Origin of the sequence: Sinorhizobium fredii NGR234 (assembly GCF_000018545.1) — a bacterium.
In the GTDB taxonomy this organism is placed as follows: Bacteria; Pseudomonadota; Alphaproteobacteria; order Rhizobiales; family Rhizobiaceae; genus Sinorhizobium; species Sinorhizobium fredii_A.
Genome location: NC_012587.1, coordinates 2,827,040 through 2,849,859 on the forward strand (window position 1 = coordinate 2,827,040; position 22,820 = coordinate 2,849,859).

General features: G+C 63.5%; 24 protein-coding genes. 13 read left to right on the top strand and 11 right to left on the bottom strand.

Going from position 1 to position 22,820, the window contains the following annotated elements; translation table 11 throughout:
• The first annotated feature begins 120 nt into the window (after positions 1-120).
• Complete coding sequence (gene rpmB, locus NGR_RS24720; protein WP_012709220.1) at positions 121-411, top strand: 50S ribosomal protein L28; 291 nt, start codon at positions 121-123, stop codon at positions 409-411.
• A 142-nt stretch (positions 412-553) separates the two neighbouring features.
• Complete coding sequence (locus NGR_RS24725) at positions 554-1,192, top strand: VUT family protein (RefSeq protein ID WP_012709221.1); 639 nt, start codon at positions 554-556, stop codon at positions 1,190-1,192.
• A gap of 37 nt (positions 1,193-1,229) precedes the next feature.
• Here NGR_RS24725 and NGR_RS24730 read toward each other — a convergent pair whose 3' ends face one another.
• From NGR_RS24730 to NGR_RS24745, 4 genes are all read right to left on the bottom strand, one after another.
• Complete coding sequence (locus NGR_RS24730; RefSeq protein WP_012709222.1) at positions 1,230-2,234, bottom strand: esterase-like activity of phytase family protein; 1,005 nt, start codon at positions 2,232-2,234, stop codon at positions 1,230-1,232.
• 114 nt (positions 2,235-2,348) lie between these two features.
• Positions 2,349-4,241, bottom strand: coding sequence for a cobaltochelatase subunit CobT (gene cobT, locus NGR_RS24735; protein ID WP_012709223.1), 1,893 nt, complete (start codon positions 4,239-4,241; stop codon positions 2,349-2,351).
• A gap of 32 nt (positions 4,242-4,273) precedes the next feature.
• Positions 4,274-5,269 (bottom strand): cobaltochelatase subunit CobS, encoded by a 996-nt coding sequence (gene cobS / locus NGR_RS24740; RefSeq protein WP_012709224.1) that lies wholly within the window; start codon positions 5,267-5,269, stop codon positions 4,274-4,276.
• A gap of 76 nt (positions 5,270-5,345) precedes the next feature.
• Positions 5,346-5,984, bottom strand: a complete 639-nt coding sequence (locus NGR_RS24745) for a J domain-containing protein (protein ID WP_012709225.1) — start codon at positions 5,982-5,984, stop codon at positions 5,346-5,348.
• 124 nt (positions 5,985-6,108) lie between these two features.
• On the opposite strand from NGR_RS24745, the gene NGR_RS24750 reads away from it, so the two are divergent.
• A complete protein-coding gene (locus tag NGR_RS24750) occupies positions 6,109-6,390 on the top strand; it encodes a BolA family protein (RefSeq protein ID WP_012709226.1) in 282 nt (93 codons plus the stop codon).
• Position 6,391: 1 nt separating this feature from the next.
• On the opposite strand, the gene NGR_RS24755 is transcribed toward NGR_RS24750, so the two are convergent.
• Genes NGR_RS24755 through NGR_RS33595 form a run of 4 tightly spaced genes read right to left on the bottom strand, consistent with a single transcriptional unit; the run spans position 6,392 to position 9,538 of the window.
• On the bottom strand, positions 6,392-7,699 hold the full coding sequence (locus tag NGR_RS24755) for an HlyC/CorC family transporter (RefSeq protein WP_012709227.1): 1,308 nt from the start codon (positions 7,697-7,699) through the stop codon (positions 6,392-6,394).
• Positions 7,696-8,826 (bottom strand): 3-dehydroquinate synthase, encoded by a 1,131-nt coding sequence (gene aroB, locus NGR_RS24760; protein ID WP_012709228.1) that lies wholly within the window; start codon positions 8,824-8,826, stop codon positions 7,696-7,698. The genes NGR_RS24755 and aroB overlap by 4 nt, the downstream gene beginning before the upstream one ends.
• The gene (locus NGR_RS24765; RefSeq protein WP_012709229.1) at positions 8,823-9,410 is read right to left on the bottom strand and encodes a shikimate kinase; all 588 of its coding nucleotides are present in this window, start codon (positions 9,408-9,410) and stop codon (positions 8,823-8,825) included. Before NGR_RS24765 ends, aroB begins: the two co-directional genes overlap by 4 nt.
• A complete protein-coding gene (locus NGR_RS33595; protein WP_282096852.1) occupies positions 9,410-9,538 on the bottom strand; it encodes a hypothetical protein in 129 nt (42 codons plus the stop codon). The genes NGR_RS24765 and NGR_RS33595 overlap by 1 nt, the downstream gene beginning before the upstream one ends.
• Positions 9,539-9,565: 27 nt before the next feature.
• Here NGR_RS33595 and NGR_RS32445 point away from each other — a divergent pair, with 27 nt between their 5' ends.
• The 7 genes from NGR_RS32445 (at position 9,566) to NGR_RS24795 (ending at position 16,193) form a co-directional block, all read left to right on the top strand.
• Positions 9,566-9,715 (top strand): hypothetical protein, encoded by a 150-nt coding sequence (locus NGR_RS32445; protein WP_012709230.1) that lies wholly within the window; start codon positions 9,566-9,568, stop codon positions 9,713-9,715.
• Positions 9,712-10,653, top strand: a complete 942-nt coding sequence (gene xerD / locus NGR_RS24770) for a site-specific tyrosine recombinase XerD (RefSeq protein WP_012709231.1) — start codon at positions 9,712-9,714, stop codon at positions 10,651-10,653. The genes NGR_RS32445 and xerD overlap by 4 nt, the downstream gene beginning before the upstream one ends.
• 63 nt (positions 10,654-10,716) lie before the next feature.
• A complete protein-coding gene (locus tag NGR_RS24775; RefSeq protein WP_012709232.1) occupies positions 10,717-11,670 on the top strand; it encodes an acetyl-CoA carboxylase carboxyltransferase subunit alpha in 954 nt (317 codons plus the stop codon).
• Positions 11,671-11,939: 269 nt separating this feature from the next.
• The gene (locus NGR_RS24780) at positions 11,940-13,349 is read left to right on the top strand and encodes a L,D-transpeptidase family protein (RefSeq protein WP_012709233.1); all 1,410 of its coding nucleotides are present in this window, start codon (positions 11,940-11,942) and stop codon (positions 13,347-13,349) included.
• Positions 13,349-13,585 carry a sulfurtransferase TusA family protein gene (locus NGR_RS24785; protein ID WP_012709234.1) on the top strand — a complete coding sequence of 79 codons (237 nt, stop codon included), beginning with the start codon at positions 13,349-13,351 and terminating at the stop codon, positions 13,583-13,585. Before NGR_RS24780 ends, NGR_RS24785 begins: the two co-directional genes overlap by 1 nt.
• A gap of 110 nt (positions 13,586-13,695) precedes the next feature.
• Complete coding sequence (locus tag NGR_RS24790; RefSeq protein WP_012709235.1) at positions 13,696-14,178, top strand: methyltransferase family protein; 483 nt, start codon at positions 13,696-13,698, stop codon at positions 14,176-14,178.
• A gap of 191 nt (positions 14,179-14,369) precedes the next feature.
• Positions 14,370-16,193: a M10 family metallopeptidase C-terminal domain-containing protein gene (locus NGR_RS24795; RefSeq protein ID WP_012709236.1), complete on the top strand. Its 1,824-nt coding sequence runs from the start codon at positions 14,370-14,372 to the stop codon at positions 16,191-16,193.
• A 30-nt stretch (positions 16,194-16,223) separates the two neighbouring features.
• On the opposite strand, the gene NGR_RS24800 is transcribed toward NGR_RS24795, so the two are convergent.
• Together NGR_RS24800 and NGR_RS24805 are read right to left on the bottom strand one after the other, a co-directional pair.
• A complete protein-coding gene (locus NGR_RS24800; protein WP_012709237.1) occupies positions 16,224-17,354 on the bottom strand; it encodes a CobW family GTP-binding protein in 1,131 nt (376 codons plus the stop codon).
• Positions 17,355-17,419: 65 nt separating this feature from the next.
• On the bottom strand, positions 17,420-18,517 hold the full coding sequence (locus NGR_RS24805) for a D-alanyl-D-alanine carboxypeptidase family protein (RefSeq protein ID WP_164924675.1): 1,098 nt from the start codon (positions 18,515-18,517) through the stop codon (positions 17,420-17,422).
• A gap of 150 nt (positions 18,518-18,667) precedes the next feature.
• Here NGR_RS24805 and NGR_RS24810 point away from each other — a divergent pair, with 150 nt between their 5' ends.
• Complete coding sequence (locus tag NGR_RS24810) at positions 18,668-19,831, top strand: M20 aminoacylase family protein (RefSeq protein ID WP_012709239.1); 1,164 nt, start codon at positions 18,668-18,670, stop codon at positions 19,829-19,831.
• Positions 19,832-19,855: 24 nt separating this feature from the next.
• Positions 19,856-20,320 carry an Lrp/AsnC ligand binding domain-containing protein gene (locus NGR_RS24815; protein ID WP_012709240.1) on the top strand — a complete coding sequence of 155 codons (465 nt, stop codon included), beginning with the start codon at positions 19,856-19,858 and terminating at the stop codon, positions 20,318-20,320.
• 127 nt (positions 20,321-20,447) lie between these two features.
• On the opposite strand, the gene NGR_RS24820 is transcribed toward NGR_RS24815, so the two are convergent.
• A complete protein-coding gene (locus NGR_RS24820) occupies positions 20,448-21,494 on the bottom strand; it encodes an NAD(P)-dependent alcohol dehydrogenase (RefSeq protein WP_012709241.1) in 1,047 nt (348 codons plus the stop codon).
• A 330-nt stretch (positions 21,495-21,824) separates the two neighbouring features.
• Here NGR_RS24820 and NGR_RS24825 point away from each other — a divergent pair, with 330 nt between their 5' ends.
• The gene (locus tag NGR_RS24825; protein WP_012709242.1) at positions 21,825-22,766 is read left to right on the top strand and encodes an AraC family transcriptional regulator; all 942 of its coding nucleotides are present in this window, start codon (positions 21,825-21,827) and stop codon (positions 22,764-22,766) included.
• Positions 22,767-22,820 lie beyond the last annotated feature (54 nt).

Consider the following 22,820-nt stretch of genomic DNA (forward strand, 5'->3'; position numbering starts at 1 on the left):
GACTGCCGGCCCATCACTGACTATAGAACCGCGACTTTCCAATAATGGCCAGTAGGAACGCGGCCTGGGCTCTGGGCCCGCTACCGCATTGTCCGGCGGCGAAAAGAAAATAGGTGTACAATGTCCCGTAGTTGCGAATTGACCGGCAAGGGCGTCCAGTCGGGTCACAATGTGAGCCACGCCAACAACAAGACCAAGCGCAAGTTCCTGCCGAACCTGTGCAATGTCACGCTGATCTCCGATGCACTCGGCCAGCGTTTCCGCCTGCGCGTCTCTGCTGCGGCTCTGCGTTCGGTCGAACACCGCGGCGGCCTCGACGCCTTCCTGCTGAAGGCCGACGAGAACGAGCTGAGCATGCGCGCTCGCCTGCTGCGCCGCCAGATCGTCAAGAAGGCTGCCGAAGCCGCCTGATCGGCGCAAGCATCCTTCCGAACACGGCTCGAAAGGCTTGCGGGTTCACCCGGCAAGCCTTTTTCGCGTGCTCAATCTTCATTGGCCGGATGCATGCATTCGGTAAAGTCCTCGCACTGGTGGCATCTCCCAGGATAAAAAAATGCTGATCAAGCGAACCTTTTTCGTCTATGTCGCGCTGATGACCCTGGTGGTCGTCGCGTCCAATTTTCTCGTGCAGTACCCACTGCCCGGCTCGATCGCCGGCATGCAGCTCGGCGATCTCCTGACCTGGGGCGCCTTCAGCTATCCCTTCGCCTTCCTCGTCACGGACCTCACCAACCGCCACTTCGGCCCGCGTATCGCGCGCCGCGTCGTTGTCGCCGGTTTCGTCGTCGCCGTGGCGCTTTCCTTCTTCGCTGCAACGCCGCGCATCGCGATCGCCTCTGGCTCTGCCTTCCTCCTCGGCCAGCTCCTCGACATCTCGGTTTTCAACCGGCTGCGGCGTCAGACCTGGTGGCGCGCGCCGCTCGCCGGCTCGCTGATCGGCTCGGCTCTCGACACGGCGATGTTCTTCTCCTTCGCCTTCGCACCGTTCTTCGTCTTCCTCGGTCCGAACGACAGCTTCGCGCTGGAAGCCGCGCCGCTCCTCGGCGTCATCGCCACCGAAGCGCCGCGCTGGATTTCCTGGGCGCTCGGCGATCTCGCCGTGAAGATCCTGTGCGGTATCGTCCTGCTCCTGCCCTATGGCGCGCTGATGAGCGTCATCAAGCCGATGCCGGCAGCCAACGCCACGGCGTAAGATCGAAGAGATGGGGCCGGCATGGCCCCGTCGCACTTCAGTTGGTGTAGTCGTCCCTCAAGCGGAACTCGAGCATCAGGTTGCGCTCGAGGATCGAGTGGTTGTCGTCGGAGACGAGGATCACCCGGGTCTCGCCGTCGGGCCGGACAATCACGTCCAGACCTTCCATATTGTCGATCTGGTAGCTCATGTCGGCCTCGAGCAGTACCTCGCCGTCAACCACCGCGCCCGGCCGGATATCAGCGGCCGCGAGCCGGCGGATGCGCATGCCGAGACCCGAAGCGAGATTGAAGCGGCGCTCCAGGATGAGCAGATCTCCGTTCGGCAGGAATGCGCCATCGGTCACCGCATAGGGGTCCTCGCGCACCACCGAGAACGCGCCGCGCATCGGTCCATCGAGAATGCCGGCCAGCAGATTGTCGGACGTGTCGACGCTGCGCTCGGCGACGACCACTGCAGCGCCGGCGAGCGGCCCGCCCTTCGGGGCAAGCGCGATCGTCTCCAGGCCGCCATTGCTGCGCAGTTCCTCGACCGGAAAGGGCAAGCGCATCTGGCCGATGGGCCTCGAAGCGGCAAACCCAGGATCGGGATAGACATCGACGCGCGACGCCTGCTCGAAGCTGACGATCACCGCGCCGTCGCGGAGCGCCAGCCCTTCGGAATCCACCTTCCACTTTTCGAGATGCGCCCCGCCATTGCCATCGGTCATCGCGGTTATGGCAAGATCGGTCAGCCCCTGGAGCCGGCCCGCCCCATCGCGAATGACGGCGCCCTCGACCCAATGTCCGGTATCCAGGACGGCGACGAAGGATCGGCCGTCGGGCCGGAAGCGGATCGCGGACACCGCTCCGAACAGCGCATTGGGCGAGGTCATTTCGATGCCGCCGAGGAATTCGAGCCTACCGAAAGTCTTCACGTCGGAGCCGACCTTGAACTCGGAGATCTGCCGGCTTCGGACGGGAACGATCTCGCGCGGTGCCTCCGCCTCGGCGGCCACGGCCGATGTCACCAGGAAGAGAACGACAAGAGTTCGGCGGAGCATTCGAGGCACAACTTTCCAGGGGGCAAGTTTCCAGGGGACCAGACGGGCGCTGAGGGAAGCAGCCTCTTAGCAGATAATCGGGATACGGGCGAATTTACGGCCGGACACAACCGGTCAGCCGGCGCGCCGCAAGCGCCCGACGCGGCCGTGCCTCTCTTCCTCGAAGAGTGCGGCAAGCTGCTCCGTCATCGCGCCGGCCAGTTCGTCCGCATCGACGATCGTCACGGCGCGGCGATAATACCGCGTCACATCGTGGCCGATGCCGATTGCCAGAAGCTCGACCGGCGAACGGGTCTCGATCTGCTCGATGACGGCCCGCAGATGGCGCTCGAGGTAGTTGCCGGGGTTCACGGAAAGCGTGGAATCGTCGACCGGTGCGCCATCCGAGATCATCATCAGGATGCGCCGCTGCTCCGGCCGGCCGAGGAGGCGGTCGTGCGCCCACATCAGCGCCTCGCCGTCGATATTCTCCTTGAGCAGCCCTTCGCGCATCATCAGCCCGAGATTGCGGCGCGCGCGCCGCCAGGGAGCGTCAGCCGACTTGTAGACGATGTGGCGCAGGTCGTTGAGGCGGCCCGGCGCTTGCGGCTTGCCGCCGGCAAGCCACTTTTCACGCGATTGCCCGCCCTTCCACGCCTTGGTGGTAAAGCCGAGAATCTCGACCTTGACGCCGCAGCGTTCCAGCGTGCGGGCGAGAATGTCCGCGCAGGTGGCGGCAACGGTGATCGGCCGGCCGCGCATCGAGCCGGAATTGTCGATCAGCAGCGTCACGACGGTGTCGCGGAAGTTGGTATCCTTCTCCCGCTTGAAGGAAAGCGGCTGCATCGGATCGATGATGACCCGCTGCAGGCGGGCCGTATCGAGGAACCCTTCCTCGAGATCGAACTCCCAGGAGCGGTTCTGCTGAGCCATCAGCCGGCGCTGCAGGCGGTTGGCGAGGCGTCCGACGGCTCCCTGCAGATGGGCAAGCTGCTTGTCGAGGAAAGCGCGCAACCGGTCGAGTTCCGCCTCGTCGCAAAGCTCCTCGGCCGTGATCGTCTCATCGAACTCGCGCGTATAGACCGCGTAGTCGACCTTTTCGTTCAGGTCCGCGAAGGGATGGTTCGGCCGCTTGACCTCGCCCGGCGTCTCGCTGTCCTCGTCGCCCTCGTCCTGAAGGTCGTCGTCGGAGATCTCGGCGCCGTCCATCTCGCCTTCTTCCATCTGCTCCTCGGCAGACTGGTTTTCGTCGGCGGGAGCGGCGTCGGAGCCCTCCTCTTCCTCGCTGGCGTTCTCGTCCTGCTCCTGGCTGCGCGGCTGGTCCTCGTCGGTCTCGCTTTCCTGCTCGTCCGGCTCGATGTCGTCCTCGCGGTATTTCTCGGCGACATCCATCGAAGCGAGCATGTCGCGCACGACCCGGGAGAAGGCCTGCTGGTCGTTGATCGCCGCAGGCAGGTTCAAGATGTCGGCGGCCGCCTTCTGCTCGATGAAATCGCGCCAGAGGTCGAGCACCTTGCCGGCGGCGGCAGGCGGCTTCTTGCCGGTCAGCTTCTCCCGCACCAGCAGCGCCACCGCCTCTTCCAGCGGTGCTTCCGACTGGCTGTCGATCGCCCCGAAATTAGCCTTGGAGTACTTCTCCTCGAGCATGGAGGAGAGATTGTCGGCGACACCCGGCATCCGGATCGCCCCGATCGCCTCGACACGCGCCTGCTCGACGGCATCGAAGATCGCCCGCGCATCGGCTCCTTGCGGCGACATGGTGGCATGGATCCGGTCGTTGTGGCATGCCTTGCGCAGCGCCATCGAGTCGCCCAGACCCCGCGCCACGGCGAGCTCGTGCCGGGTCGGACGCTTGGAAAGCTCCGGCAGGCGGATGCGCTCGCCGGTCATCCCCGGGCGCTCGTTCGCGAAGGCGACTTCAAGCTCCGCATCCCCGGCGATCGACCGGACGCAGCCGGAAAGCGCCCGCTTGAACGGCTCGGCGGCGTTCTCCCTCGTTTGCGGCTTCGCCTTGGAATTCGAGCTCACGACAGTTCTTTCTTCAGCTTAAGACGAAGCGATCAGGCCGTGGCTTCCAGCACGATATTGGCGGCGCTTTCCTTGAGCTCGACCCCGAAGGCCCGCTGGTAGTGTTCGGCGACCAGCGCCCGCTCCAGCTCGTCGCACTTGTTGAGGAAGGTCACGCGGAAGGCGAAGGCGATGTCGCCGAAGATATAGGCGTTCTCGGCCCAGGTGATCACCGTGCGCGGGCTCATGACGGTCGAAAGATCGCCGTTGATGAAGGCGGCACGGGTGAGGTCGGCGACGCGCACCATCTTCGATACGGTCTCGCGACCCTTGTCGGCCGTAAAGCCCTTCACCTTGGCAGCGACGATGTCGACTTCCTTGTCGTGCGGCAGGTAGTTGAGCGTCGTCACGATCGACCAGCGGTCCATCTGCGCCTGGTTGATCTGTTGCGTGCCGTGATAGAGCCCGGTCGTGTCGCCGAGTCCAATCGTGTTGGCGGTGGCAAACAGCCGGAAGGCCGGGTGCGGGCGGATGACGCGGCTCTGGTCGAGCAGGGTCAGGCGGCCGGAGGACTCCAGGACGCGCTGAATGACGAACATGACGTCCGGACGGCCGGCATCATACTCGTCGAAGACGAGCGCCACATTGTGCTGGTAGGCCCAGGGCAGGATGCCGTCCTTGAATTCGGTGATCTGCAGCCCGTCCTTGACGACGATTGCATCCTTGCCGACGAGATCGATACGGCTGACATGGCTGTCGAGGTTGATGCGCACGCAGGGCCAGTTGAGCCGCGACGCGACCTGCTCGATATGGGTCGACTTGCCGGTGCCGTGATAGCCGGACACCATCACGCGTCGGTTGTGGGCAAAGCCTGCAAGAATGGCGAGCGTCGTTTCCCGGTCGAACAGGTAATCGGGATCGAGATCCGGCACATAGGCATCGCCCTTCGAATAGGCAGGAACGCGCAGATCCGTATCAATACCGAAAGCCTCCCGGACCGAGATCGTCGTATCGGGGAGGTTGGAAATGTCGAGGTCAATCTTGCTCATCATGTCTCCAGAGCGGCCGCCGGACGGCACCCGCGCATTCGCCTGCAAAAAGTGATTTCTGTCTTAATCCGCGTTGTTAGCAGAAACCAGCCTGTTTTAACAATTGATAGGCTTGAATCACGGCCCGAAAACGCTCCTCCGAGCCTCTGTCTCCGCCATTCGCATCGGGGTGGTGTTTCTTGACGAGATCCTTGTAGGCGGCCTTGATATCGGCGGAGGTCGCCGAGGCCGAAAGCCCGAGCGTTTCGAAGGCCTTGGCCTCGAGCGTCTTCAGCTTGCGCAACCGCGGTTCGTGCCGCGCCGACCGGGCTCGCGCCTCGTTGAAGAAGCCGAACGGATCGCGCATGCGCGCCTGGGCGCCGGCTGTGCCGGAGCGCATCTGTGATTGCGCCGGACCGTTGCGGGCGTTCTTGTTGACGCCGACCGTCCAGGTGGGGCGATGCCCGGTTACGGCTTCCTTCTGATAGCGCGAGATTTCCGTATCCGACAGCCCGGAAAAGTAATTGTATCCCTTGTTGTATTCCTTCACGTGCTCGAAGCAGAACATGAAATATTCGCCCTCGGCATTGCGGCCGACGGGAGCCCGATGCACGCCCCTCTTGTCGCAACCGTCCCACTGGCACACAGGCGCAGTCGGCTCCACGCGCGCCTCTGCTCCCTTGGGGCGCGTGCGAATGCGATCGAAGTATTTTGAATCGAGCTTCATGGCACCCATTATGGGGTTTGCGGCGAGTCACAACAAGAATTGACAAAGCGGAATGTTGCTGGCTTTGTGCGCGCATTTTGCATCGCCGGCGCCTTTTCGCGGCGCAAGAGCAACAGGAAAATGGGACGGAAGCATGTCGCTGCAAAGCCGCATCGAAGAGAAGCTCGAGAAAGCCTTCCATCCCGAACGGCTGATGGTGATCAACGAAAGCCATCTGCATGCCGGCCACCAGCCGGGCTTCGACGGCGGCGGTGAAACCCACATGCGCATCCGGATCGTCGCGAGCGCCTTTGCCGGCATGAGCCGCGTGGCGCGCCACCGGGCGGTCAACGACCTCCTGAAGCCCGAGCTCGATGCCGGCCTGCATGCGCTCGCGGTGGAACCGGCCGCGCCCGGCGAACCGACGCGCTGGTAGGCTAAAGTCCCGCCGACTCTCCCTCGGCCGGACGAATACGCAGCTTGGTGATCCGGTTCTTCACCCGCTTCATGACGATGAAGCGCTTGCCGTAGAAGGTGAAGGCCTGCCGCTCCTCCGGAATGCTCTTGGCTTCGTGGATGACGAGGCCCGCGACCGTGGTCGCCTCCTCGTCCGGCAGCGACCAGTCGAGCGCCCGGTTGAGATCGCGGATCGGCACGGACCCATCGACGACGATCGAGCCGTCGGCCTCCTGCCGGACGCCCTGGATGTCGAGATCGTGCTCGTCGGCAATGTCGCCGACGATTTCCTCGAGAATGTCCTCCAGCGTGACGAGGCCCTGGACCTGGCCATATTCGTCGACGACGATCGCCAGATGCAGCTTTCGCCTCAGGAAGGCGTTGAGCTGGTCCTTGAGGTTGGTCGTGTCCGGCACGAACCATGGCTTCTGCGCGATCCTGACGATGTCCACGGCATGCGGCTCGACGCCCGGCTCGGCAAGCGCCCTCTGCAGATCCTTGGAATGAACGACGCCGATGATGTTGTCGGTCGAGCCGCGCCACAGCGGCAGGCGCGTGAAGGGACTTCCGAGGATTTCCCGGACGCAGGCATCCGGCGGCTCCTCCGCGTTGACCGCCTGCATGGCGGTGCGGTGGATCATGATGTCTGAGACCTCGAGCTCGCCGAGATCGAGGACGCCGCCGAGCCGGTCGCGATCCGCCTTGACCACCGCCCCTTCCCGATGCAGCAGGTCGACGGCACCCCGCAGTTCTTCCTGGGCGGAGAGCATCGGCCTGTCGGAAGAGAGATTCACGCCGAAGAAGGTCAGAAGACGCCTGACGATCGCGTTGATGAGCGCCGATATCGGCCCAGCGACCGCCACGAAACGCCTTACCAAAGGCGCCACGGCAAGCGCGAACCGGTCAGGAGAGGCGAGCCCCCAGCTCTTCGGCAGGACTTCGCAGAACAGGACGAGCAGCACGGTCATGCTGAGGGTGGCGACCAGCACGGCGAGATTGCCGACGAGGCCGATCAAAAGGCTCGTCGTCAGTGATGTGGCGAGAATGGTGACGAGGTTGTTGCCGAGCAGCAGCGCTCCAACCAGGCGGTCACGTCGCTCGATCAGCCGATTGACGAGCCCGGCGCGACGATAGCCGTTGCTCTCCAGCGTGTGCATGCGTGCCCTGGAGGCCGCGGTCAAGGCAGCCTCCGACCCGGAGAAGAATGCCGAAAGGAGCAGAAGACAGACGACGGCGAGGAGAGACAGCCAATGGTCCGTCAAAAAGAGCCATACTGCCTCGGCGCTCATTGCGGATGCTTTTCCTTGAGGAACCCCAGCACCTCGGACGCCGGAACGTCATCGGCGACGAAGGACTGGCCGACCCCCCTCGTCAGGATGAAGGTGAGCCTGCCGCCCTTGACCTTCTTGTCCTGACCGATCGCCTCCATCAGCCGCTCGGCCGGCGGAAGGTCGCCGGGAATGTCGGCCATGCGCGTCGGCAGGCCGACGGCCTTGAGATGGGCTTCGACGCGACGGGCATCGTCCGGGCTTGCGAGGTTCATCCGGGCGGAGAATTCGTGCGCCAGCACCATGCCGATCGCAACACCCTCCCCGTGCACCAGCCTGCGGCTGTCATATTCGGTCGCGGCCTCCAGGGCGTGGCCGAAGGTGTGCCCGAGATTGAGGAGTGCCCGCAGGCCGTTCTCGCGCTCATCTGCTGCGACGACATCGGCCTTGGCCTGGCAACTGACCGCAATCGCCTCGATACGGGCCGCACCTCCGGCGAAGACCGCCTGCCAGTTGCGCTCGAGCCAGTCGAAGAACTCCGGCTTGTCGATGAGGCCGTATTTCGCGACTTCGGCATAGCCGGCGCGAAATTCGCGCGGGCTGAGCGTATCGAGCACCTCGGTGTCGGCAAGCACCAGGTCCGGCTGGTGGAAGACGCCGATCAGGTTCTTGCCGTGCGGCGAGTTGATGCCGGTCTTGCCGCCGACGGAGGAATCGACCTGTGCCAGAAGCGAGGTCGGAATCTGGATGAAGCGCGAGCCGCGCCGGACGATGCCGGCGGCAAAGCCGGTCAGATCACCGATCACGCCGCCGCCGAGCGCGACCACCGCGTCGTTGCGCTCGATCCGCGCCCCGAGGATCGCTTCGCACACCGGGATCAGATGCTCGAAGCTCTTGGTTTTTTCGCCCGCAGGCAGGACCAGCGACACCGCCTCGATGCCGCTCTCCTTCAGGCTCGCCATCAGCGGCTCCAGATAGCGCGGCGCCACGTTTTCATCTGATATGACCGCCATCCTGCGGCCCTTGAGACGGGATGCGATTTCCCCACCTGCCGCGGCGATCAGGCCGGGGCCGATGAGAATGTCGTAGGACCGGTCTCCGAGGTTTACGCGGACTTTGCGCTCGGCGGGCGTTGCGTGGTTCGTCATGGCATCTCGACCTTCTTGCAGTCGGCGATGGCGGCGAGGACCTCCTCGACCATCGTTTCCTTTTTCACGTCGCGCGACAGGACCACGAGATCGGCTTCGGCATAGACCGGGTAGCGGGCCCGCATCAGGTTCTCGAGCGTCTGCTTCGGGTTTTCCGTTTTGAGAAGCGGCCGGGTGTCGCGCTTGTTCACCCGCTCCCACAGCACCTCGAGATCGGCATTCAGCCAGACGGTCAGGCCGCCCTTCTTGATCTGCCGGCGGGAGCGCTCGTTGATATAGGCGCCGCCTCCGGTCGAAACCACGCGCGGCCCCGACCGCAGCAGCCGCTTCAGCACACGCGCCTCCAGCGCACGGAATTCCTCCTCGCCATAGGCGGCGAAAAGCTCGCTCACCGTCATGCGCGACACCCGCTCGATTTCATGATCGGAATCGACGAAGGGAACACCGAGCGCCTGGGCGGTCAGCCGACCAATCGCCGATTTTCCCGCCCCCATCAGGCCGATGAAAATGAGATTGCGCTTACCGAGAGTGAGTTTCGCCCGTTCGGCGAGCGTCGAAGAAGCCGGTTCGGTCACATCGTTCATTAGCCGCCATAGTCCCCATTCCACTTCGGTATCGACAAATCGGCGGGGGGCGTCAAGTCGTCGCGCGGAGCGCCGCGACGCTTCTTGAACTTGCCGGACGAGCCGTTCATATAGATCACGGTCCGCATGGCGTCACCCGCGTACTGGAGACTGAAATGCCAACCCTCTTCCGGTTCCTGTTCTTCTGCGCCATCGTGGCCGGCATGATCTATGGAACCATGGTGGCGCTCGTCACCTTCGTCGAGCCGGTGGAGCGCGACGTCACGGTGCGCATTCCATCCGAACGGGTCAACAAGCCGCAATGACGGATCTTTCGGAAGCCCATCTCGAAGCTTTCCTGGAAATGATGAGCGCCGAGCGCGGTGCGGCGATCAACACGCTGCAATCCTACGAACGCGATCTCAGGGACGCGCTCGCCTTCCTGCGCTCGTCAGGGGCACGGCTCAACAGTGCGACGGCCGACGATCTGAAACGCTATCTCTCGCACCTGGCCGGCGAGGGCTTCAAATCGTCCTCGCAGGCGCGCCGGCTGTCGGCGCTCCGGCAATTCTACAAGTTCCTCTATGCGGAGGGGCTGCGCGGCGATGACCCGACCGGCATCCTGGATGCGCCCAAGAAGGCGCGTGCCCTGCCCAAAACGCTCAGCATAGACGACGTCACCCGACTGATCGGCCAAGCCGAGGCGGAAGCCGCCGCCGGCGGCGAGGACGCCTTCGCGCGGCTTCGCATGCACGCACTGATCGAGCTTCTCTATGCGACCGGCATGCGCGTCAGCGAGCTCGTCTCGCTGCCTGCGAGCGTGCTTGCGCAGAATGGCCGCTTCCTGGTGATCCGCGGCAAGGGCAACAAGGAACGGCTTGTGCCGCTGTCGCAGGCGGCGATCCGCGCTATGCGGACGTACGGCGACGCGCTGCGCAGGAGAGCGGCGGAAGCGGAGAGCCCCTGGCTGTTCCCCTCCTCCGGCAAATCCGGCCACCTGCCGCGCCAGGTCTTCGCCCGCGACCTCAAGAGTCTCGCCGCGCGCGCCGGTATCAGGGTCGCCGTGATCTCGCCGCACGTGCTGCGCCACGCCTTCGCCAGCCATCTGCTGGCCAATGGCGCCGACCTCCGCGCCGTGCAGGAGCTGCTCGGTCATTCGGACATTTCGACGACACAAATCTATACGCATGTGCTGGAAGAACGGCTGCACGAGCTGGTGCAAAACCACCACCCCCTTGCCAAACAGGCGAAAAAACAGGATTAGGACCGGCGGGCAGGTTGGCTTTGCCGGACGGTCCTTGTCGCAAAACGATCGGAAACGCATCTCATGCACAACTATCTCGACTTCGAAAAACCCATCTCTGATCTCGAGGGCAAGATCCTCGAATTGAAGAAGCTTGCCGGCGAAGACGAGAGCGTAAACACGTCCGACGAGGTCGCGCGCCTCGAAGGACGCGTCCGCGATGCGATGATGGAGATCTATTCCAAGCTGTCGCCCTGGCAGAAGACGCAGGTCGCGCGCCACCCGTCCCGGCCGCATTTCCTCGACTATGCCGCGGAGCTCTTCACCGAGTTCACGCCCCTTGCCGGCGACCGCAATTTCGCCAATGACGATGCCATCCAGGCGGGCCTGGCGCGGTTCCGCGGCGCACCGGTTGCGGTGATCGGCCAGGAAAAGGGCAACGACACCAAGTCGCGCATCAAGCACAATTTCGGCAGTCCACGCCCCGAGGGCTACCGCAAGGCGGTCCGCGTCATGGAAATGGCCGATCGGTTCGGCCTGCCGCTGATCACGCTGGTCGACACCGCCGGCGCCTATCCCGGCGTTAACGCCGAGGAGCGCGGCCAGGCCGAGGCGATCGCCCGCTCGACCGAAATGTGTCTCAACGTCAAGGTGCCGATCGTCACCGTCGTGATCGGCGAAGGCGGTTCCGGCGGCGCCATCGCCATCGCCACCGGCAATCGCGTCTATATGCTGGAGCATTCGATCTACAGCGTCATCTCGCCGGAAGGTGCGGCCTCGATCCTCTGGCGCGACTCGACGCGCGCCAAGGAAGCGGCCAGCAACATGAAGATCACTGCCGAGGACCTGAAGTCGCTCGGCGTCATCGACGGCATCATTCCCGAACCGGTCGGCGGCGCCCATCGCGATCCGCAGGCCGTGATCGGCCGCACCGGCACGGTCATTGCCGATGCGCTGAAGGAGCTGTCCGGGCGCAACGGCGACGAGCTTAGGGCGGATCGCCGGCAAAAATACCTGAATATCGGCCGGAATCTTTGACCGGACGAGGCGGCGAACCGCGTTTCGCCTTAACCTTGGTCGGGATCCAGGATTAACCATTGCGATCAAGTTGCCACGCATGGCAACCGGAAATCGGGACTATGGCCAAATCTTGGCCATATTCATGGGGTCATGAGAAACGGCCGTTCGCAGGGGGCGCCTGCACGGTTAAGATTTCGTGAAGAATAATGTCTTACTGATTCGTTGATGCCTCTTCTTTGCGGATGAGGTGTGCACGGATGGAATCTGGCTAAAACGGGCTTTTGCCAATGCGTTTCAGGAATCTTGTCATCACCACCGCCATCGCCGCCGGGCTCGCCGGCTGCACGAACGAAACGCTCGATTCGGTCAACCTCTCCTCCGTCAAGAACAAGACGGAATACCAGCTGTCCAGCAAGATGGTCAGCAAGATGAGCGAGCTGGGGATGCAGAAGACGTCCCCGATCCTCTTGCGCATATTCAAGGAAGAGGGAACGCTCGAGGTCTGGAAGGCGAATACGTCAAGCCGCTTCCAGCTTCTGAAGAGCTACAAGATCTGCGCCTGGTCGGGAAAGCTCGGCCCCAAGGTGAAGGAGGGCGACCGTCAGGCGCCGGAAGGCTTCTATCCGCTCTATCCGCACCAGATGAATCCCAATTCGAATTACTATCTGGCGATCAATACCGGCTTCCCGAACGCCTATGACAAGGCGAACGGCCGCAGCGGCACGCATCTGATGATCCACGGCGCCTGCTCGTCGTCGGGCTGCTATTCGATGACGGACGAGCAGATCATCGAGATCTTCGCCCTGGCACGCGACGCCTTCAAGGGCGGCCAGGAGAGCGTCCAGTTGCAGGCCTTCCCCTACCGGATGACCGCGGAAAACATGGCGCGCCACCGGGACAATCCGAATATCGAGTTCTGGAAGATGCTGAAGGTCGGCTACGACCAGTTCGAGGTGACCAAGCGTCCCCCGCAGGTCAATGTCTGCGAGAGGAAGTACGTCTTCAACCAACAGACCGACGGCAGCTTCAATCCATCCGGCCAGTGCCCGGCCATGTCGACGCCGCCGGCCCTGCAGGTCGCAATGGCGAACTTCGAGAAGGATTATCAGCGCGACTATCAGAAGTCGGTGAAGAAATTCGACGGCATGGTCTGGTACGAACCCAGCGAAGCGGAGCGCAAGGCGATCGTTGCCGAACAACGCAAGGGCCGCGAGTTGGCCTATGCGCCGACCGGCACGTCGCTCGACGCCGGCAAGCTGATGAAGGTGAGCGATCTCGAGAAGCGCCTCGCCGACCAGAAGGAGGCCGAAGAGGCCAAGCAGGCGGCACTGATCCAGAAGGAGGCGCTGGAGAAGGCGACGCGTGCCGGCAAGGCTGTGCCCGTGCCGCAGCAGAGCCCCATCGAACGCCCCGTCCAGCAGGCGGCGCTGCAGACGGCGCCTGCCCAGAAATCCTTCTGGAACCTGTTCTCGAAAAGCGAGCCGGCAGCGCCGGCAATCGCGCAGCCGAGCGCGGCCCCGGCGGCGGCTCAACAGCCCGCTGCGGCTCAGGAGCAACCCTCCACCGCTCCGCAGCAGGCGACTGCGCCGGCCGCGGCCAATCCGCAAGTGGCCACCGCCCCTGTAGCCGGCGGCGAGACGGCACCGGCGGAACAGCCGCCGAAGAAGCGCCCCTTCTGGAAGATCTGGGGCAATTGATGCCGGCCGAGGAGCGGATCGTCTACGATTTGAGGGGGCTGAAATGCCCCCTTCCCGTTTTGAAGACGCGCAAACGCATGGAGACGATAGCGCCCGGCGCGCTCATTGAGATCGAAACGACCGACCCCCTGGCGGTGATCGACATTCCGCACTTCTGCAACGAGGACGGACACCGGCTCGAGCAGGCAGCGTCGACCGCAGCCGGCCATCGCTTTCTCATCCGCAAGAAAGTGTAGCCGATCCGCGCAGGCGCGACGCGCCTTTCATCCTCGCTCAGCCTCGGCCAAGCTGGGCTCCAAGCCAATCGGTATTCCTGCTATCCTGCCTCGGAGAGGCGGGCGGCAGGATGAACGAGGCGAATGACAGTTTCCGCGACAATTCCGGTGCGATGGTCCGGCCACCGCTTGCCTGGATCCTTGCGGTCGCGGTTGGGTTCCTGTCCGATGGCGTCTTCCCGCTGCCGTTCCTGCCGCCGGCCATGCCGGCCTTTTGGTTGGGTGCCATCGTGTTCCTCGCTGGCCTGGCACTGCTCATCTGGGCAGCGACGACCTTTCGGGGAGCGGGCACGCATATTCAGACTGTCGAGCCGACGACCACCATCGTCGAAGAGGGACCTTACCGCTACAGCCGCAACCCGATTTACATCGGCATGTTCCTCGGCCTGATCGGTCTCGCCATTGGCTTCGACAGCCTGTGGCTCTTCATCCTGCTGGTGCCGTTCTACTTCGTCATCCGTCACGGCGTCGTCGCCCGTGAGGAAGCCTATCTCGAGCGCAAGTTCGGCGACGTCTATCGCACCTACAGGACTCGCGTCCGCCGCTGGCTGTAGCGCGGGCAGAGAAAGACGTATCCGCGCCCTCCGGCGCCGCGACGCGCTGTCGGCAAAATTCTGCGGGCCAAATCGCCTGATCGCGCACCCATTATCCGCTTGACGCGAAAGAGTGGCGAAGTCCCGTTGCAGGCATCGCGAGCCGTCTGTATCCGACCGTGGATTGAAGCAGGTTGGATGGGAAATCGTCGATGGCAACCACCTACAAGCGCGTCGCTTCTTCGAAGAACGCGGTCACCGACGGTGTGATCGGCGGCTATGCCTGGACGTCGAAAACCCTGACCTTCGGGTTCACCAAGCAGGACATCGACAAGAACGGCATAGACGATTTCGCGGAGGGAGACTGGAAGGACTTCTATCGCGAGATGTTCGCGGACATCGCGGCCTGCATCAACGTGACCTTTCGCGAGACGACCATCGCCAATGCGACGCTGAAGCAGACGCTGCTCGACACCGGCGGCGGCGGGTTCTCCGGCGGGCCGGGGCCGACCGAAGATACGGTGACGACCGCCGTCGGCATCGACCCGAAGAGCGTCAAGTCGGCGGCCGACATCATTCGTCTCGGCACCTTCTCGGACGTCTGGCTGCACGAGATCGCCCACAGCCTGGGTCTCAAGCACACGCACGACTCGATCGCCGGTCCAACCCTGCCCGGAGTCGTCGACGAAGACGACAAGGGCACGGGCCTGCTCAACTCGTCGATCTATTCCGTCATGGGCTACACCTATGCCTTCTGGGGCGAGGACAACCCCTTCACCCAGGCCAGGGATTTCGGAACAACGCTGAACGCGCAGCCGGGTTCGCTCGGCGCCATCGATATCGCCGCACTCCAGCACATGTACGGCGCCAAGGCCCACAACACCGGCAACGACCTCTATCGCTTCAGCGACAATGTCGATTTCAACCGGGGCTACACGACGCTATGGGACACCGGCGGCAATGACACCATTGCCTATACCGGCACCAGCCGGGCGAAGATCGATCTCCGTGCCGCGACGCTGAAAGCCGAGATCGGCGGAGGTGGTTGGCTTTCCACCTCCGAAACGCTGACCGGCGGGTTTACCATTGCCAACGGCGTGGTGATCGAAAACGCCAAGGGCGGTCCCGCCGCGGATATCCTGATCGGCAATGCAGTTGGCAACGTTCTCGATGGCGGGCGCGGAGCCGACCAGCTGCACGGACTTGCCGGCAACGACATCTATGTCGTCGACAATGTGGGCGACCGCGTCTCGGAAGCAGCTTCGGCCGGAACGGATCTGGTGAAGAGCAGCGTCTCCTTCGCGCTTGGCGCCAATGTCGAGAACCTTCTGCTGACGGGAAACCTCGCCGTCAACGGAACGGGGAACGGTCTCGCAAACAGGCTCACCGGCAATGCCGCCGCCAATGTCATGAGCGGCGCTGCCGGCAACGACACGCTTGATGGCGGACAGGGAGCGGACTCCCTGACCGGCGGTACCGGCAATGACACTTACGTCGTCGACAACAAGGGCGACAAGGTCATCGAAGAGGCGAACGCCGGGACCGACATCGTCAGAAGCAGCATTTCCCTGGCGCTTGCGGCCAACGTCGAAAATCTCGTCCTGACGGGCAGCGCAAGCATTGGCGGCAAGGGCAACGCGCTTTCGAACACAATCACCGGCAATGCCGCTGCCAACACGCTGGATGGCGGAGCCGGCGGTGATCTGCTCTCCGGGAATGCGGGCAAGGACCAGTTCGCCTTCAGCACGGCGCTCGGGGCCAGCAATGTCGATCATATCCGCGACTTCTCGGCCATCGACGACACGATCGTGCTATCAAGCAAGATCTTCGCGGCATTGACGCCCGGTACTCTGCCGGCGGGCCTCTTCAAGGACCTCACGGCCGCCAAGGTCGATGCGAGCGATCGGCTCCTCTACGACCGCGATACTGGCGTGCTCTTCTACGATGCCGATGGTTCTGGCGCGGGGAAAGCCGTGCAATTTGCGCATCTCGACAACAAGGTGGCCATCACCTCTGCCGACTTCTTCATCGTGTGACGGCCGCGGTGCGCCGGGCGGCGCATTGCATCAGAACTTCATGCCGGGCACGGCGAGCGGATTGTCGGTAAGCGCCTGCGCATCCGGGCGGTCGACGCGCGGCTTGCCGGTGAAGGCGTCGAACAGGTCTCGCACGAAGGCCTCCTCGAGCCCCTTGGTGATCAGTACCATCCGCGTCCGGCGATCGGCCGGGTCCGGCCAGGCGGCAAGCCGTTCGGGCGCGTGAAAGACCGTCTGGACGCCGTGCAGCACCACCGGCCGCTCCGGCCGGTCGGCAACCGCGACGATCGCCTTCATGCGCAACAGCTTCTCGCCATGCGCCGAGCGCAGGAGGTCGATGAACATCTCCAGCGCCATCGGCTCGATCGGCTGGTCGTGGACGATGCTGAACGAGCGAATGTCCGAGCCGTGGCGATTGACGTCATGGTGGTGATGGTGCCCATGATCGTCGTGGTCGTGATGATGGTGGTGCCCGTGAGTCCCGTCGGCCTCGTCCTGCAGCCAGCGGCCGACATCGGCAACCTTGGTCGATGGATCGTAGAGTCCGCAGGCGAACAGCTCGGCGCGGCCCGCCTCTTGCCCGTCGCCGTCGATGATCGGTGCGCGCGAATTGAGGTCCGTCAGGGCATCGTAGAGCCCGTCGAGCTGCTGCTTGCTTGCCAGTCCGGTCTTGCTGATCACGAGCCGGTCGGCAACCGCGACCTGCTTCATGGCTTCCACGTGACTTGCGATCGTCCGGGCGCCATTGACCGCGTCGACGACAGTCACCACGCCGTCGAGCCGAAAATTCTGCGCGATGACCGGATTGCCGAGCACTGATTGCAGCACCGGCGCCGGATCGGCAAGCCCGGTCGTCTCGATGACGACGCGCTTCAGCGGCTTGATGCGCCCGGTCTGCATGCGATCCATCAGATCGGCCAGCGTATCGACGAGCTCACCGCGCACGGTGCAGCACAAACACCCGTCGGAAAGCTCGATCACGCCGTCGCTCGACGCCTCGACGAGCAGATGATCGATCGAGACATCGCCGAACTCGTTGATGATGACCGCCGTGTCGGCGAGTTGCGGATCCTTCAGCAGGCGGTTCAGAAGGGTCGTCTTGCCCGCACCGAGGAAGCCGGTGAGGATCGACACCGGCACGACCGGCAAGGGACCGTTCATGGAAAGACTCCGTGTGAAGTTGGCGCGAGATGCGAGCGGAAAGCCGCGCGTATTTCCCATCGCGCTCAGAAGCTGGGGCGCGGGACCGGGACCGGGACGTTGGCGACGTCACCCTGTCCGGCGACATCGCTGCCCGCCTTGGCCGTCTTGTCGCCGCTGCCCGGAATAAGTCCGGCGAAGGCGAGCTTCAGCGGACGGTCGATCTCGTGGATATAGGGCGAAAGCAGCTTTTGCCGGCCGGCCTCGTCGCGTCCTTCGCTGCGGACCTTGGCGGCCTGCTTGGAGCAGATCTCCTTGCTGACGTCGGCAACCACTTCGCGGCTCTCGCCATAGGGGGCGATGGCGGTGAGCGACGGCTTTTCCGCGGCACTGGTCGTCAGCGCCATCTGGAGGAGCCGGGCCGACTCGTCGGCGCGAGCGCCGAGACTGTCCTCGCCGAGCACCACCGATACGACGCTGCGGCCGGCCCGCGTCGCCGAAGACACCTGATTGAAGCCCGACGCGCAGATGAAGCCGGTCTTCATACCATCGGCACCTTCGAAGCGGCCGATCAGCATGTTGTAGTTGGCGTAGTCCTTCTTGCCGGTGGTGAAGCCTTCCAGCGAAAAATAGGAGGCGTATTGGGGGAATTCGCGCTTCAGCGTGATCGCCAGCACGGCGAGGTCGCGCGCCGTCGTGTACTGGCCCTGGCCAGGCAGACCGTTGGCATTGATGAAATGCGACGAGGTCATGCCGATCCGCCGCGCTTCCGCATTCATCCGGTCGATGAACGCCTGCTCAGACCCGCTGACCGTTTCCGCAATCGCCACGGCAACGTCGTTTGCCGATTTGACGAGCATCATCTTCAGCGCGCTGTCGAGCGTCATCGCCTGGCCGGGCTTGTAGAACATCTTGCTCGGTGGCTCGGACGCGGCGTTCTTCGTCATGACGACGGGGCTTTCCAGTGTCAGCTGGCCGGCCTTGATCGCCTGAAACGTCGTATAGGCCGTCATCAGCTTGGTCAGCGACGCCGGATACCATTTCTGGAAGATGTCCTGGTGCTCGTAGACTTTCAGGGTTGCGACATCGACGACGAGCCGCGGATTGGCCGACACCGGAAGCGCCGCCGCCAATGCCGCACAAACACCGGCAAGAACGCCGATCGCGCCTGCCCTGTTGCGCATCAGGAGTCGAACTGTCACCACTACCTTAACCTCGAATTTCCGCAGTTGCCTCGTATCGTCCGGCTATTTAGCCTATATGGCAAGGAGATGGCAAAGCCCAATCACCTGGCCGCCAGGCCCATCCACCGAACAGACCCACAGGGAAGCATCATGCCGATATTGAACCGTGCAGCCGAACTCCAGAACGAAGTGACCGAATGGCGGCGCCACCTGCACATGAACCCGGAGCTCCTGTTCGCGGTGGAAAATACGGCAGCCTTCGTCGAAAAGAAACTGAGGGAATTCGGCGTTGACGAGATCGTGACCGGCCTCGGCCGAACCGGCGTCGTCGGTCTCATCCGCGGCAATCTCGGCGCGGGGCGCACCATCGGCCTCAGGGCCGACATGGACGCACTGCCGATTACCGAGACGAGCGGCAAGGCCTGGTCCTCGACCACGCCCGGCAAGATGCACGCCTGCGGCCATGACGGCCATACGGCGATGCTGCTCGGTGCGGCGAAATATCTCGCCGAGACGCGCAATTTTTCCGGCAACGTCGCCGTCATCTTCCAGCCGGCCGAGGAAGGCGGCGGCGGCGGCAACGAAATGGTCAAGGACGGCATGATGGAGCGCTTCGCTATCGAGGAAGTCTACGGCATGCACAACATGCCCGGCATGCCGGTCGGCCATTTCGGCAGCCGCGTCGGCCCGATCATGGCCTCGACCGACGAGTTCACCATCACCGTGAAAGGTCGCGGCGGCCACGCCGCACAGCCGCACAAGACCATCGACCCGATTGCCATCGGCGCGCAGATCGTCAACGCGCTGCAGACGATCGCCTCGCGCACCGTCGACCCGCTCGCCTCGATCGTCGTCTCCGTCACCAAGTTCAATGCCGGCTTCGCCCACAACGTCATTCCGGAGCAGGCGGTTCTGGCCGGCACGGTGCGTGCCCTCACCCCGCAGGTGCGCGACACCGGCGAGGCACGGATTCGCCAGATCGCCGAGAGCATTGCCGGCGCCTATGGCGCGACTGTCGACGTCTGGTACGGCCGTAACTATCCGGTGACCGTCAACCATGCGACAGAGACCGGCCATGCCCTTGCCGTCGCCGCGACGGTCGCGGGCGAAGGCAATGTCAATGCCGCGCTCGACCCGATGATGGGTGGCGAGGACTTTTCCTACATGCTGCTTGCCCGGCCGGGCGCCTTCGTCTTCATCGGAAACGGCGAGTCCGCCGGGCTCCACCACCCCGCCTACGACTTCAACGACGATGTGATCCCGCACGGGATTTCCTATTGGGTGAAACTCACAGAAACGCGGCTTGCCGCCTGAGAGACGCAAGCGGGGGGCGGACAGATGCATCAGATCGACAAGACCGATCGCCGGATCCTCAACATCCTGCAGGCGGACGGGCGGATCACCAATCTCGAACTGGCGGACCGTGTCGGCCTCTCGCCGACGGCGACCAGCGAGCGGCTGCGGCGGCTCCTGAAGGAAGGCTACGTCTCCGGCTTCGGGGCGCGCCTCGATCCGCACAAGCTCGGCTTCGGGCTATTGGTTTTCATCGAAGTGATGCTCGACAAGACGACGCCGGAAGTCTTCGACCAGTTCGCCGCCGCCATCAGACAGGCGCCGGCCGTGCTCGAATGTCACATGGTCGCCGGCGGCTTCGACTACCTCGTCAAGACCCGCTTCGAGGACATGGCCGCCTACCGCAATTTCCTCGGCCAGGTGCTGTGGACGCTGCCGGGCGTCAAGGAAACCCGTACCTATGCGGTGATGGAGGAAATCAAGAACGACGGGCCGCTGCCGCTCGTCTAGGTGGGATCCGGGTGGTACCCCCCTCTGCCCGGCAGGGCAGAGGGGGGTATCGCCCCCTGCTCTTCCTTCCGCTCATACGCTCGATATAGCGCCGTATATCCGATGGGACACACGGCGCCCGTGATCTTCACGCCTTGATCGACGCCATGTCGATCACGAAGCGATAGCGCACGTCGCTCTTCAGCACCCGCTCATAGGCCGCGTTGACCTCCTGCATCTGGATGATCTCGATCTCCGAGACGATGTTGTGCTCACCGCAGAAATCGAGCATCTCCTGCGTTTCCTTGATCGATCCGATCATCGAGCCGGAGATGCTGCGCCGCGCCGGCACCAGCGAGAAGGCATGGACCGGCACCGGATTTTCCGGAATGCCGACGACCACGAAATCACCGTCGACCTTCAAGAGATTGAGATAGGCATTCCAGTCGATCTCGGTCCCTACGGTGCAGATGATCAGATCGAGGCTTCCGGCGAGCTTCTCGAAAGTTTGCGGATCATTCGTTGCATAATAGTGGTCGGCACCGAGCTTCAGGCCGTCTTCCTTCTTGGAAAGGCTCTGGCTGAGGACGGTGACTTCGGCACCCATCGCATGGGCGAGCTTGACGCCCATGTGACCCAGACCGCCCATGCCGACGATCGCCACCTTCTTTCCGGGTCCGGCCTTCCAGTGGCGCAGCGGCGAGTAGAGGGTGATGCCGGCGCAAAGCAGCGGGGCGGCCGCATCGAGCGGCAGGTTCTCCGGAATCGAGAGAACATAGCCTTCCTTGACGACGATGTGGTCGGAATAGCCGCCCTGGGTCGGGGTCTTTCCATCCGCCTCGACGCCGTTATAGGTCACGACCAGCCCGGGCATATAGTGTTCGAGATCGAGATCGCGGCTGGCGCAGGTCGTGCAGGAATCGACGAAGCAGCCGACACCGACCCGGTCGCCGCGCTTGAACTTCGTAACCTTCGAGCCGACCGCCCGAACGATGCCGACGATTTCGTGGCCCGGCACCATGGGGAAGGTCGAGTTGCCCCACTCGTTGCGGGCCTGGTGGATGTCGGAATGGCAGACGCCGCAATATTGGATGTCGATGACGACGTCGTCGTCATGCGGTTCGCGGCGTTCGAAGGTGAAAGGGGCGAGCGGCTTCGATGCGTCGGTCGCCGCATATCCTCTTGCAATGGCCATGGGGTCTTTCCTTCATGTCTAGATCACGATGATTTTGGGTCGAATCGACCCAAAATCATGAACGTGATCGATTCCTAAGAGTTAGAGCGGGATGCGGGCGGAAAACCGCACGCACTTTTCCTCATCCCGCTCTGGGAATAGCGCGCCGCGCGGAGGCATGGACCTCGGGCGGCAAGGCGGACTATGCTGTCCCGGACGCCACTGCGTTAGTGCGATCCTGCAAAGTTTTTGCACAATCCTGCAAGAATGAAGAACGGCCGTTGCGCCAAAACTTCCTCCTCCTATTTGTGCCCCATCTCGCAAGCCAAAGCACCGGGAAGAATACCGAAGATGTCAGACATGCAACGGACGCCGCGCCAGGAGATGATCGAGATCATTGCTAGGATTGCCGAGGTGGACGGCGACCACCCGACGATCGTTCCGGGCCTCAGCATTCACCGGCATTCGAGCTCCGCCAAGCCGAATTGCGCCGCCTACAAGCCGAGCCTGGCAATCATCGTCCAGGGCGCCAAGCGCGTCCTGCTCGGCGGGGAGTTGTTCGTCTACGGCGCATCGGACTATCTGCTGACCTCAATCGACCTGCCGGTATTCTCGCAGATCTCGCTGGCTTCCGCCGACGAACCCTATCTCAGCATGAACTTTCAGATCGATACGACGAAGATTCCCGCGCTGCTCGACAGGCTCGGCGAACAGCCGGCAGCATCGCCCGCATCGTCGCGCGGCATGACGGTCAACACGCTCACGGCCGATCTCGAAGACGCGGCGCTGCGGCTGCTGCGGCTCCTGGATCGGCACGCCGAGATGCCCATCCTGCTGCCCCTCATCGAACAGGAAATCCTCTATCGGCTGCTCGTGGGGCCGCATGGTGCGAGGCTGCGTCAGATGACGACCGCTGAAAGCCAGCCGCACCAGATCGGCCGCGCCGTCGCCTGGCTGAAGGAGCATTATTCCCGCCCGCTGCGCATCGACGACCTGGCAAGCCGGGTCAGCATGAGCGTCTCCTCGCTGCATCATCATTTCAAGGCGATCACGGCGATGAGCCCGCTGCAATACCAGAAGCAGCTTCGCCTGCAGGAGGCGCGACGCCTGATGCTGGAGGAACGCCTCGACGCCGGCGATGCCGGCCACCAGGTCGGCTATGACAGCCAGTCGCAGTTCAGCCGCGAATATGCCCGCCACTTCGGCGAACCGCCGATGCGCGACATCGGCCGCGTCCGCCGCAGCCTCGTCGACCTTTTGGCCGGCGAGCGGGAGATGCTGAGCGAGGGGTAGTGCGGGCAAGAGACGAGGCGAAAGACGGCCGCGTGTTTTATCTTGGAAAAAGAA